Origin of the sequence: Nonomuraea sp. AD125B (assembly GCF_041402765.1) — a bacterium.
In the GTDB taxonomy this organism is placed as follows: Bacteria; Actinomycetota; Actinomycetes; order Streptosporangiales; family Streptosporangiaceae; genus Nonomuraea; species Nonomuraea bangladeshensis.
In genome coordinates this window covers 1-12,659 of sequence record NZ_JBGLOU010000041.1, presented here as the reverse complement: position 1 = coordinate 12,659, position 12,659 = coordinate 1, and the positions used below count along the sequence as shown (strand labels likewise).

Annotated in this window: 10 protein-coding genes; 7 read left to right on the top strand and 3 right to left on the bottom strand. The window is 72.7% G+C overall.

Annotated features, from left to right (window positions below; genetic code table 11):
• Window positions 1-1,815 (bottom strand): hydantoinase/oxoprolinase family protein (locus ACBR40_RS46990; protein WP_371252944.1); only part of this gene is annotated, 1,815 nt, incomplete at its 3' end.
• Between the two features lie 106 nt (window positions 1,816-1,921).
• Here ACBR40_RS46990 and ACBR40_RS46985 point away from each other — a divergent pair.
• From ACBR40_RS46985 to ACBR40_RS46960, 6 genes are all read left to right on the top strand, one after another.
• The gene (locus tag ACBR40_RS46985; protein ID WP_344214404.1) at window positions 1,922-3,403 is read left to right on the top strand and encodes a hypothetical protein; all 1,482 of its coding nucleotides are present in this window, start codon (window positions 1,922-1,924) and stop codon (window positions 3,401-3,403) included.
• Entirely contained in the window at window positions 3,403-5,133 is a 1,731-nt protein-coding gene (locus ACBR40_RS46980) for a serine/threonine protein kinase (protein WP_371252943.1), read from the top strand. Before ACBR40_RS46985 ends, ACBR40_RS46980 begins: the two co-directional genes overlap by 1 nt.
• Before the next feature lie 83 nt (window positions 5,134-5,216).
• Window positions 5,217-5,873, top strand: coding sequence for a response regulator transcription factor (locus ACBR40_RS46975; protein WP_091076620.1), 657 nt, complete (start codon window positions 5,217-5,219; stop codon window positions 5,871-5,873).
• 69 nt (window positions 5,874-5,942) lie between these two features.
• Window positions 5,943-8,015 (top strand): DUF6421 family protein, encoded by a 2,073-nt coding sequence (locus ACBR40_RS46970; protein ID WP_371252942.1) that lies wholly within the window; start codon window positions 5,943-5,945, stop codon window positions 8,013-8,015.
• Window positions 8,012-8,641 carry an SDR family NAD(P)-dependent oxidoreductase gene (locus tag ACBR40_RS46965; protein ID WP_371252941.1) on the top strand — a complete coding sequence of 210 codons (630 nt, stop codon included), beginning with the start codon at window positions 8,012-8,014 and terminating at the stop codon, window positions 8,639-8,641. Before ACBR40_RS46970 ends, ACBR40_RS46965 begins: the two co-directional genes overlap by 4 nt.
• On the top strand, window positions 8,638-9,696 hold the full coding sequence (locus ACBR40_RS46960) for a low specificity L-threonine aldolase (protein ID WP_344214413.1): 1,059 nt from the start codon (window positions 8,638-8,640) through the stop codon (window positions 9,694-9,696). Before ACBR40_RS46965 ends, ACBR40_RS46960 begins: the two co-directional genes overlap by 4 nt.
• Window positions 9,697-9,708: 12 nt before the next feature.
• Here the strand turns inward: ACBR40_RS46960 and ACBR40_RS46955 are convergent, their stop codons facing one another.
• Window positions 9,709-11,109 (bottom strand): phytoene desaturase family protein, encoded by a 1,401-nt coding sequence (locus ACBR40_RS46955; RefSeq protein ID WP_371252940.1) that lies wholly within the window; start codon window positions 11,107-11,109, stop codon window positions 9,709-9,711.
• Between the two features lie 15 nt (window positions 11,110-11,124).
• Complete coding sequence (locus tag ACBR40_RS46950) at window positions 11,125-11,781, bottom strand: DUF305 domain-containing protein (protein ID WP_344214417.1); 657 nt, start codon at window positions 11,779-11,781, stop codon at window positions 11,125-11,127.
• A 120-nt stretch (window positions 11,782-11,901) separates the two neighbouring features.
• Here ACBR40_RS46950 and ACBR40_RS46945 point away from each other — a divergent pair, with 120 nt between their 5' ends.
• Complete coding sequence (locus ACBR40_RS46945) at window positions 11,902-12,618, top strand: DUF3105 domain-containing protein (RefSeq protein ID WP_344214419.1); 717 nt, start codon at window positions 11,902-11,904, stop codon at window positions 12,616-12,618.
• The last annotated feature ends 41 nt before the right edge of the window (window positions 12,619-12,659 follow it).

Here is a 12,659-nt window from a genome sequence, read left to right as displayed (position 1 = left end):
GGCCCTCGCACACCCGCCACCCACCCCGGCCAGGGCGGATGGCCGAGGTGCGCGGGGCGCCGCCGGGGCGGTGAGGCGGACGCGGTAGCCGACCAGTTCGATCTCGCCGTGCTGCTCGATCCCGTACACCTGCCGGTACCGCGCGGCGAAACGGGCGGCGAGCTCGTAGCGGGACGGCGACCAGGCCACCGTGAGGTCGTGGGACTGTCCGAGGAAGCGCACGTTCACCGACCGCTCCACCCGCACCTCCGGATCCGCCGGCGACACCCCCAGGTCGGCGGCCGCCTCCGCCACGAGCCCGGCGAAGACCGGCTCGGGGTCGCCCGCGTCCAGCCGGGAACGGACCCGCTCGGTGGCGAGGTCGCCGGCCAGCAGCCCCGCCGCCGAGGCCACCCCGCAGTGGGCGGGCACCACGACCGTCGCGATCCCGAACCGCTCGGCCACCCGCGCCGCGTGCATGGGCCCGGCCCCGCCGAAGGCCACCAGGGCGAAGCCGCGCGGGTCGATGCCCCGCTGCACCGTCACGACGTGCACGGCGGAGGCCATCGCGGCGCTGACGATCTCGTGCACCGCCCGCGCCGCCTCCTCCCGCGCCACGCCGAGCGGCCCGGCGAGCCGGTCGAGCGCCGTCTCGGCGAGGACCGGCGTCAGCGGGATCGAGGCGGAGGCGAGGTAGCCGAGCACCAGGTTGGCGTCCGTGACCGTGGGCTCCGCGCCGCCCAGCCCGTAGCAGGCGGGGCCCGGGGACGACCCGGCCGAACGCGGACCGACGCGCAGCGTGCCCGCCGGGTCCAGCCAGGCCACGCTGCCGCCGCCCGCGCCCACCTCCGCCAGGTCGATGGCCGGGGTCCTGATCGGCACGCCGGTGCCCGCCCGCCGCCCGCCGAAGCTGCCCTTGCCGCCGACGTGGAACTCGTGGGTGATCTCCGGCCGCCCGCCGCGCACCACGCACGCCTTGGCGGTGGTCCCGCCCATGTCGAACGAGATCGCGTCGGCGAACCCGGCCCCGGCCGCCGCCAGCACCCCGGCCGCCGGCCCCGACTCGATCGTGGCCACCGCCCGCCGCGCCGCCAGCTCGGCGGAGACGACGCCGCCCCCGGACTCCATGACGTGGACGGGCGCGCGGATCCCGAGCGCGGCCAGCCGCTCGCGCAGCCGGGACAGGTAGGAGGCCATGAGCGGGCCGACGTAGGCGGACATGATGGTGGTGGTGGCGCGCTCGTACTCGCGGATCTCCGGCCACACCTCCGAGCTGGTCACCACGGACGGCACCGACGCGCGCAGGATCTCCGCGACCCGCCGCTCGTGGGCGGGGTTGGCGTAGGCGTGCAGCAGGCACACGGCGGCCGAGCCGATGCCGCGCCCGGCGATCTCGGCGGCGACCCGGCGTACGGAGGCGTCGTCGAGGGGTGTCAGGACCTCGCCGCGCGCCGAGACGCGCTCGGTCACCTCGAAGCAGTCCTCGGGCGCGACCGGGGGAGGGGGCGGGGTGAAGCGGAGGTCGTAGCGGTCCTCCTCGACGCGGGCGTAACGGCCGAGCGGCACGACGCTACGAAAGCCCTGAGTCGTGACATAGGCGACACGTACGCCGGTCCGCTCCAGCACCGCGTTGGTGGCCAGCGTCGTGGCGTGCACCACCCGCGTGACCTGCGCGGGATCCCGGCCGCCGAGGGCGCGCGTAACGCCCGCCACGATTCCCGCGATGGGGTCGTAGTGGGTACTCAAGCACTTGGCCACGGAAATCGCGCCGGACGTATCTCGAAGGACCACATCGGTGAAGGTGCCGCCGACATCGACGCCGATCGAGTAGGCCACCCGGGTACGCTACGCCCCCTAGCAAGCGCTTGTCTACGTAGTGGTCTATTGACTTACGACGGGTGATTGGGACGCTGGTCCTAGTCCTTGTGTTGGGAGCGGAGAGATGGCGCGCCTCACAGCTCTTCTCGGTGCCGTCGCGGCTGTCGTGTCGGCCACGGTGTTCCTGACCGCCGCGCCGGTCGCGGCCCACGACCACCCCAGCGGCATCACGGACCTGGTCACCCCCGCCGTGGTGCGCCTCGAAGCGGTCTCCCACGTGGAGATCACCCTGCTCGACCACATCGGCGAGCTCAAACACGTGGAGCGGTCCTACGACATCCCCTTCGCCTCCGGCACCGGCACGGTCGTCAACCCCGACGGCACCGTCGTCGGCCTGCGCCGCCTGGCGGTCAACCCCGACGACGTCGCCGTCTACGCCGCCAACAGGATCTTCGCCGAGCACCACAAGGTGAAGATCCCGGCCGACTACAAGAAGCACAAGCTCTCCGACGACCGGCTCAACCACCACCTGCAGGAGTGCTACCCGCCCAAGACCGACACCGCCACCTGCATCATCGACGTCACGACCGAGATCACCGCCTACCCCAACGTCACCCCCGCCAGCACCGACGGCTACAAGGTCAAGTGCATCAAGGCCGGCCCCGACCCCGACGACCCCGCGGTGCTGGTGCCGCTGACCCCCGCGACCGGCGTAGGCATGCCGACCGCGCCGCTGGCCGACAAGGTGCCCGACCAGGTGGGCTCGCCCACCAACGTCGCGGGCTTCCTCGGCCGCCCCGGCCCGGACGTGCAGCACAGCGTCACGATCGCGCACCTCGGGCAGGGCGGCGGCAAGGGCCAGACGGGCCGGCCGTTCGCCGACCCGGAGAAGAAGGTGGACGAGCCTGCCGAGCTGGGCGCCATGGCCGACAAGGGCATGGTGGGCGCGCCGGTCATCGGCGACAAGGACGGCCACGTCATCGGCCTGCTCATCGGCGGCGGCAAGGAAGGCAAGATGCTCGGGGTCCGCGAGGTCCTGAACGTCCTCACCCAGGCCAAGGTGACGCCGCGTCGCGGCGCCATCGACACCGCGTTCGAGGCGGCGCTCGCCCGCTACCACACCAAGTACTACACCGAGGCCGCGCCGGGCTTCCAGCGCGTGCTGGAGCTCTACCCCGGCGACGTGGTGGCCGCCAACCTGCTCAAGACCACGCTGGCCAAGCGCGGCGGCCCCGAGGACCAGGGCACCAAGCAGCTCGCCGCGCCCCCGGCCTCCTCCTCCCGGCCGCTGTGGCCGTTCCTGGTGGCGGCGGGCGTGCTCTTCATCGCGGCGGGCGGCGGGGCGTATCTGCTGTGGCGCCGCCGCGCTCCTGACAGACGTACGGAAGAACTGCCGCCACCGCTTGCGACCGGCCCCGCCTACGACGAAGGCGCCAGCCAGACCGTCGTCGTCCGGCGCTCCCAGCCGTTCCAGGCGGTCCCGCAGCAGCAGCAGCAGGTGCTGACGGCGCAGGAGGGCCCGATGAAGTACTGCGTGTCCTGCGGCATGAGGCTGGGCGCCGGCCACCGCTTCTGCGGCTACTGCGGTCACCCCATCGAGACGTGATGCACTTGAACGACAGATCGCTCATCGGCCAGGAGGTGGCCGGGTACTACATCGAGGACATCGTCGGCAAGGGCGGCATGGCCGTCGTCTACCTGGCGCTCGACCCCCGGCTGAGCCGCCGCGTCGCGCTGAAGATCCTCAACCCGGTGCTCAGCGTCGACGACCGGTTCAGGCAGCGGTTCATCCTGGAGTCCAGGACCGTCGCCAGCATCGAGCACCCCAACATCATCCCGATCTACGAGGCCAACGCCGACGCCGACGGCGTGCTCTACATCGCCATGCGCTACGTGGACGGCCTCGACCTGCGCCGCTTCATCCACGACCGGGGGCCGCTCCCGCTCGGCCCGGCCAACCGCATCTTCGCGCAGGTGGCCGCCGCGCTCGACGCCGCGCACGCCCACGACCTCATCCACCGCGACGTCAAACCGGCCAACATCCTGCTGGCCGGCGACCACGTCTACCTCACCGACTTCGGCATCACCAAGCACCGCTCGTCCATCTCGGGGCTGACCCAGACCGACCAGTTCATCGGCACGCCCCGGTACATGTCGCCCGAGCAGATCAACAAGGAGCACATCGACGGGCGCTGCGACCAGTACGCGCTGGCCTGCGTGGTCTACGAGGCGCTGTCGGGGCGGCTGCCGTTCCAGCGGGAGAACGACATCGCGCTGCTGTGGGCGCACCTCGCCGAGCAGCCCGTGCCGCTGTCGCACATCAGGCCCGAGCTGCCGCCGCAGGTGGACGCCGTGATGGCGCGGGCGCTGGCCAAGTCGCCCGAGCAGCGCTACGCCACCTGCACCGAGTTCGTCACCGCGCTCCGTGACGCGATCAGCGGCCCCCAGGCCGACCCCGACGCGCTGCTGGGCGGCGGCCTGGTGCCGCGCCCCGGGACGAGCCCGCACTCCGGCCCGTACTCCGTGCCGGGCTCCTCCGGGCCGCGCTCGAATCCGGGCTCGAATCCGGGCTCGAATCCGGGCTCGTTCCCTGGCTCGGGGCCTGGCTCGGGCCCGCACTCCGTGCCGGGGTCTTCCGGGCCGCACTCCTACCCGTACGGAGGGCCGCCGTCCGGCCCGCACCCAAGCCCGGGAACCTACGCCCCCGCGCGGCCCGCCGGCCGCGGCAAGCGCCCCGGCCGGGTGCCGATCGTGGCGGTCACGCTGGTCGCCGCCGTCACCGCGCTGGCGCTGGTGGCGTTCATCGTCTTCAGCCACCGCGGCGACACCTGGACGCGCTACCAGCCCAGCCCGGCCGCGCCGGTCGCCTTCGACTACCCCGGCGACTGGACGGCGCGCACCCACCGGGACCTGTTCGCCGTGGCCTCGCCGCACGCGACGGAGTTCGAGTCGCTGTTCGTGGCCGGTCCCGGCGCCGACTGGTCGGCGATCTCGCAGGTCATCGCCGACGACCCGGAGGGCGCCTCCGGCGTGTACGTGCAGATCTCCGACACCCTGGACCCGGCGGGCGACTCCGACTCGATGAAGGCCAAGATGGACTCCCTGCTGCCCGGCACGGTCGACGTGGGCAAGCCGGTGCAGGACCAGGCGGGCAACAAACCGGCCACCCGCTTCGACGGCTCCATCATCGACCAGTCGAGCGGCGCGCGGCTCGGCTTCGTCAGCTATGTGATCGCCCGGCAGCCCAAGAACATGCTCGTGATGTACTTCTGCGCCAAGTCGAACTGCGACGACGCGACCCAGGCCCGCTTCAGGCAGAGCATCCAGGTCTCATGAGCGGGCGCCCGTGACTTGGAACTGACTTGTGCCCTGCTTGACCTGGGTGTTCAAGGGATATCCCCGGAGTCTACCCTCCGGCTGTGGGCATACGCATAGTCATCGCGGACGATCAGGCGATGGTGAGAGCCGGGCTGCGCATGGTCGTCGACAGCGACCCCGGCATGGAAGTCGTCGGCGAGGCGGCCGACGGGCGGGAGGCGATCTCCGTGGCGCGGCGCACGCGCCCGGACATCGTCCTCATGGACATCTCGATGCCCCGGCTGGACGGGCTGTCGGCGGCCAGGGAGCTGCTCGACACGCCGTCGCCGCCGAAGGTCATCACGCTGACGACGTTCGACACCGACGAGAACCTCTACGCGGCGCTGCGCGCCGGCACCAGCGGGTTCCTGCTGAAGGTCTCGCCGCCGGAGCAGCTCCTCGAGGCCATCCGGGTGGTGCACGCGGGCGACGCGCTGCTCGACCCGGCGGTGACCAGCCGGGTGATCGCCACGTTCGCCGGGCGGGCCGAGCCGAAGCCGTCGCCGATGCTGGGCGAGCTGACGCCGCGCGAGCTGGAGGTGCTGCGGCTGCTGGCGCGCGGCCTCACCAACGCCGAGATCGCGGGCGAGCTGTTCGTGGGGGAGGCGACGGTGAAGACGCACGTGGCGCGGGTGCTCATGAAGCTGTCCCTGCGCGACCGGGCGCAGGCGGTGGTGTTCGCGTACGAGTCGGGGGTCGTCCGGCCGGGCGCGGCCTGAGGTTGTAGGCAACCATCGGGCTATATGTGTATATTTTTCGGCATAAGGCGGTCGATACAGGAGATTTTCATGCGAGCGTTCCCCCGAGTACTGTTCGACGAGGCCCACAGCGAGTCGTGGACCGTGCGGCGCGAGGTGGCCGAGGCCATCAACCCCGCCCACCCCGATGACAACAGTTATGCGCGGGCGGCGGAGCTGCTGCGCCATCTGGGGCACACGGTGACCGCCCGCACCACGGGAACGCTCCAACCCGGCGTCCTCGCCGAGCAGGACGTGCTGGTCATCGCGCACCCCTCGGGCGAGCGCTGGGAGCGCACCACCGGCCAGGGCAGCCCCGTCCTGTCCGCCGAGGAGCTCGACGCCGTCGAGGCGTACGTGGCCGCCGGCGGCGGGCTCGTCGTGCTGGCCGAGGAGGAGCAGGACAAGTACGGCAACAACCTGCGCGACCTGCTCGCCCGTTTCGGCCTCGGCGTCGGCCACACCACGGTCCGCGACCCCGGCCACGCCCACCAGGGCGTCGCCACCTGGGTACGCGCCGAGCGCGCCACCACGGGCGGCCTGCTCGCCGGCGTGCGGGACGCCTGCTTCTACCGCAGCGGCGTGCTGACCGTGGAGCCGGGCCGCGACGCCACGGTGCTGTTCACCACCTCCGCCACGGCCGACCCGGCGGGCGCGCCGCTCGCGGTGGCCGTGCGGCACGGGCAGGGCAGGGTCGTCGCGTTCGCCGACTCCGACCTGTTCGGCGACGACTCGATCGACGACTACGACCACCGCGCCCTCTGGGGCAACGTCGTCACCTGGGCCGCCCGCGTCCCCGAGGACAACGAGGCGGCCGGCGCCCGCGACGCGGTGAAGGCGGAGCTGTTCTCCCGGCTCAAGGAGATCGTGGAGGAGCTGCGGCCGCTGCAGGTCAAGGACGGCTCGGTGCCGGAGGAGGCCAAGGAGCGGGCCGCGGTGCTGGTCGAGCGGGTCGGCGCCACCGTCGGCGAGCTCGCGCCGCACTTCCCGCACGACGCCGCGTACCTGGAGGCGGTCCGCGCGGACCTCGCCAAGTGGGCCGCGTCCGGGCTCGGCGTCCCCGACTTCCTCGACTCGCTCGACCTGTTCCACCCCGACACCCAGCGCGTGGACGGCCTGGAGCACCTGGTCGTCTTCCCGATGTACACCCAGAACGGCAACCCCAACCGCAACCTGGAGGCCGTCTGGATCCGGACGATCTGGCCGGACTGGCTGGCCCGGCTGGAGGCGGGCGGCTACGACAACCCGATGTTCGTGCCGATCGCCTTCCAGGACTTCACCTCCGGCTACGACACCCACTCGGCCGTGCTCTTCCCCGAGACCGTCGCGGTGCGGCAGACGCCGGCCCGCTTCACCTGGGGCGGCATCTTCGCCGACCGCGAGGCCGCGCGCTTCCGCCGGGTCTCGGCGGCGGCGGCCGAGACACTCAAGCTGGACCTGCCGCCGGACGCCGCCCGGCTGCTGGACTCGCAGCCGCTCGCCGAGGACACCTTCGTGCTGTGGGACCTCGTCCACGACCGTACGCACAGCCACGGCGACCTGCCGTTCGACCCGTTCATGATCAAGCAGCGGATGCCGTACTGGCTGTACTCGCTGGAGGAGCTGCGCTGCGACCTGACCGCGTTCGGCGAGGCGGTGAAGCTGGAGCGCGAGGGCGTGCCGCACGCCCGCTACGTCCAGCACGCGATCCTGTTCGACCGGCTGTTCCGCTTCCCCATCAGCGGTGACCGGGTGCGCAACTACGACGGGCTCGGCGGCCAGCTCCTGTTCGCCTACCTGCACCGCAACGACGTCATCCGCTGGACCGACAACCGGCTGTCGATCGACTGGGCGCGCGTCGCCGACGGCGTGGCCGACCTGCGCGGCGAGGTGGAGAAGCTCTACCGCGACAGCATCGACCGGTCCAAGCTCGCCCACTGGCTGGCCGCCCACGAGCTGGTCAGCGCCTACGTGGCCCCGCACCCGGCGTCCGTCTGGGCCAAGGGCGTCGCGGCGCTGCCGGAGGAGCAGAAGGCCAAGGTGGACGCGGTCCTGCCGGACGAGTTCCCCCTGAGCATGTTCTACGAGGCACTGCGTCGTAAGCTGACGGACGTCGTCGAATCGACTAAGGGGCTGCGCGCATGATCATCTTGGTGACGGGGGCCGGCGGCCCCACCGGCGAGGCCGTGACGGCGCACTTCCGCAAGGACGGCCACACCGTCATCGGCGTCGACAAGGACGACGTCGACCTGCTCGACCGCGCCGCCGTCCAGCGGCTCGCCGAGCGTGTCGAGCGCGAGCACGGCCGCGTGGACGGCGTGGTCCACCTGGTCGGCGGCTGGCGCGGGTCAGCGTCCTTCGCCGAGACCTCGCTCGACGACTGGGACCTGCTGCACGACCTGCTGATCCGCACCCTCCAGCACGTTTCGCTGGCCTTCGAGCCGCTGCTGCGCCACAGCGACAACGGCCGCTTCGTGATCGTCTCGGCCAAGGCGGCGGAGAAGCCGTCCGCCGGCGGCGCGGCCTACTCCGCGGCCAAGGCGGCGGCGGAGGCGTGGACGCTCTCCCTGGCCGACGCGCTGTCCGGCACCTCGTCGGCGGCCGTCGTCCTCGTCGTCAAGGCCCTCGTCAACGACGCGATGCGGGCCGCCAAGCCGCAGGCCCGCTTCGCCGGCTTCACCGACGTCAACGACCTCGCCGCGGCGATCGGCGGACTCTACGACCGCCCCGCCGCCGAGCTCAACGGCACCCGATTGGACCTCACCTCTTGATCCCCCGGCACGACCCCCATCTCAAGGCGTTCGCCAGCGACAACTACGCCGGCGTCCACCCGGAGATCCTGCAGGCCATCGCCACGGCCAACGGCGGACACCAGATCGCCTACGGCGAGGACGCCTACACCGAGGCGCTGCAGGACGTCTTCCGCCGCCACTTCGGCGAGCAGGCGCAGGCGTGGCCCGTCTTCAACGGCACGGCCGCGAACGTCGTCTCCCTGCGGGCGATGACCCGCCCGTGGGAGGCGGTCATCTGCGCCGAGAGCGCCCACATCAACACCGACGAGGGCGGCGCCCCCGAGGTCACGGCAGGGATCAAGCTCCTGCCCGTGCCCACGCCGGACGGCAAGCTCACCCCCGAGCTGGTCGACCGGCAGGCGTGGGGCTTCGGCGACGTGCACCGCGCGCAGCCGCGCGTGGTGTCGGTGTCCAACACCACCGAGCTCGGCACCCTCTACACCCCTGACGAGCTCGCCGCGCTCTGCGCGCACGCCCACGAGCGGGGGCTGCTCGTCCACCTCGACGGCTCCCGGCTCACCAACGCCGCCGCCGCGCTCGACGTGCCCCTGCGGGCGCTCACCACGGACGTCGGCGTGGACGTGCTCTCCTTCGGCGGCACCAAGATCGGGCTGCTGTACGGCGAGGCCGTCGTCGTGCTCAACCCCGAGGCGGCGAGCGGCGTCGACTACATCCGCAAGACGTTCATGCAGCTGTCGTCGAAGATGCGCTTCGTCTCGGCGCAGTTCGAGGCGCTGCTCGCCGGCGACCTGTGGCTGCGCAACGCCCGCCAGGCCAACGCCATGGGGCGGCGGCTGGCCGACGCCGTCCGCGACATCCCCGGCGTCGTCCTGCCCCGGCCGGTCGAGGCCAACGCGGTCTTCGCCGTCCTGCCGCCCGACGTCACCGAGCGCCTGCAGAAGCGCTTCCGCTTCTACACCTGGAACGAGGCCACCGGCGAGGTCCGCTGGATGTGCGCCTTCGACACCACCGAGGCCGACGTGGACGCCTTCGCCGCGGCGGTCGCCGAGGAGATGGCGGCCTCAGCCGGCTGACCGCCGGCGCGATCAGGGGCGCAGGGCGAGCCGGGCGGCCTGCCAGCCGCCCATGCCGTGCGCCCCGCCGCCCGGCGGCGTGGCCGCCGAGCACAGGAACACCCCCGGCAGCGGGGTGCGCCACGGTGCCGGCGACCACACCGGGCGGCGCAGGAACTGCGCGAGGCTGGACAGCCCGCCGGAGATGTCGCCGCCCACCAGGTTGGCGTCGAACGCCTCCAGCTCGGCCGGGCCCATGGCGTGCCGGGCCAGCACCCGCTCGCGGAAGCCGGGGGCGTACCTCTCGATCTGGGCCTCGATCGCGCCGGTCAGGTCGGCGCGCGAGCCGTTCGGGACGTGGCAGTAGGCCCACAAGGTGTGCCCGCCCCGCGTCGGATCGGCCGCGTACGGCTGCACCACCAGCACGTACGGCCGCGGCGACACCCGCCCGGCCGCCGACTCCGCCTCGCTGAGCGCGATCTCCTCCAGCGTCCCCCCGAGATGGACCGTGCCCGCCCCGGCGACCGCCGGATCCCGCCACGGCACGGGCCCGTCCAGCGCCCAGTCGAGCTTGAACACCCCCGGGCCGTAGCGGTAGCGCTCCAGCCGCCGCCGGTAGCCGGCCGGCAGGTCGGCCATGGCGAGCAGTTGCCTGGGCGTCACGTCGAGCACCACGACGGGCGCCCGCACCTCGGCCAGCCGCCGCACCCGGTGCCCGGTGACGGCCTCGCCGCCCAGCGCGCGCAGCTCGGCCACCAGCGCGTCGGCCAGCACCTGCGACCCGCCCCGCACCAGCGGCCAGCCCACCGAGTGGGCCAGGGACGCCAGCAGCAGGCCGTAGCCGGCGCTGACGGGGGAGCGCAGGTCGAGGACGGAGTGCGCGGCCATGCCGGCGAGCACCGCCCGCGCCTCGGTCGTGCGGAAGGCCCGCCGCGCGAACGTGGTGGCGGGCAGCAGCGCCGCCGCCCCGAACGCCGCCGCCTGCGCGAACGCCGCCGGCGGCACGCCGCCCCACGGCCCGAGCGGCTTGAGCAGCAGCTCCACCAGCGGCGGCCCGGCCCGCGCGGTCGCGCCGACGGTCGCCAGCCAGGCACGCCGGTCACGGCCGAGCCCGGCGGCGGTGTGGACGGGATCGCGGTGCACCAGCACCGCCGGGCGGCCGTCCAGCGGATGGGCGGCAGGCACCGGCGGATGGACGAACTCCACGCCCTTCAGCTCCAGCCCGCGGAAGGCGGGGGAGGCGAGGGCCATCGCCATGACGGTCGCGCCGAAGTCGTGCACCCGGCCGGGCAGGGTCAGCTCGCCGGAGCGGAGCGCGCCGCCGAACCGGTCGGCAGCCTCCAGCAGCAGCACCCGGCGTCCGGCGCGGGCCAGCGTGACGGCGGCGACGAGCCCGTTGGGCCCGGAGCCGACCACCACGGCGTCAGCGTCCACCCCGGGAGCGCCCGCCTACTTCGGCTGGAGGATCGACGGGAGCGGCTGCGCGCCGCGCCGGTGCAGCAGGTCGGTCATCAGCTTGATCTCGCTGCTCTGCCCCTGGACGATCTTGCGCGCCATGTTCACCACCTCGGACCGGGTCGACAGGTCGAGCAGGCCCTCGGCCATCTCCACCCCGCCCTCATGATGGCGGATCATGAGCTGCAGGAACAGCACCTCGGCCTGCGTGCCGTCGGCCGCCTTGAGCCTGGCCAGCTCCTCCGGGGAGGCCATGCCGGGCATCAGGCCGGTGCTCGCGACGCCGGCGGGCCCGGCTGTGGGCGCTGCGGCGCCGTGCCCGTGGCCGCTCATCCACGCCATCGGCCTGTCGCCGCCCGCCTGGTCGAGCCCCCATTGCTGCAGCCAGCCGAGGAACATGCCGCGCTGGTTGGCCTGCGTGTTGATGATGTCGAAGGCCAGGCTGGAGATCTCCTTGGCGGGCCGCTTGTCCCTGACGACGAAGGACATGTCGACGGCCTGCGCGTGGTGCACGGCCATGTCGCGGGCGAACCCGGCCTCCGGCGAGGAGTCGCCGGGCGTGCCCGAGCGACCGAAGAGCAGATAGGCCGCCGCGGCGAGCACCAGCACGCCGCAGACGATGAGCACGGGGTTTCTGAGGGGCTTGTCCATGACGCGTCCAGCGTACCCACCTGGGGACGAACCTGAGATCCCTGCCTTACGTCCGCCTTATTCTCCGCATACGCCGGAAGGGCATAAGGTGACCCCTGTTGGTACGCCGATGGAGGAACGATGACGAAGGAGAAGGCGCAGGCGCGGCGCGAGCATCTGCAGAAGATGCGGGCCGACCAGAAGCGCAAACAACGCCGCGCCGCGCTGCTCATGTGGGGCACGGGCGGGCTGATCATCGTCGTCCTGGTCGGTTTGGTGGGCTTCTACCTGGTGAAGCAGGCCCGTGAGACCTCGCTGGACGCCGTGACGAGCGCCAAGTACGAAGCCGGCGAGCACGTCTGGACCCCGGTCACCTACAAGGAGACCCCGCCGGTCGGCGGCCAGCACAACAACTACTGGCAGCAGTGCGCGATCTACGACAAGCCGATCCACCCCGAGCACGCCGTCCACTCGCTGGAGCACGGCGCGACCTGGATCACCTACCGGCCCGACCTGCCGAAGGCCCAGATCGACAAGCTGAAGGAAGTCGCCACGTCCACGGGCCAGCAGAACTACATGCTGATGAGCCCGTTCCCCAACCTGCCCTCGCCGATCGTCGTGTCCTCCTGGGGCCACCAGCTCAAGCTGACCGACCCGGCCGACCCCAAGCTGCCCGCCTTCATCAAGCGCTACCAGAACGGCGCCGACACGCCGGAGCCCGGCGCGACCTGCGGCGGCGACGGCGCCATCACCACCACGGCCGACGAGGCCCCGCTGCCGCCCGAGCCCACGGGCCAGCAGAACACCCCGATGGAGACGCTCCGTCCGTCGGCCAGCCCGTCGCAGCAGCAGCAGTAGCCCGCGAGCGGGAACGACCGGCCCGGGACGTGCTCAGCCGA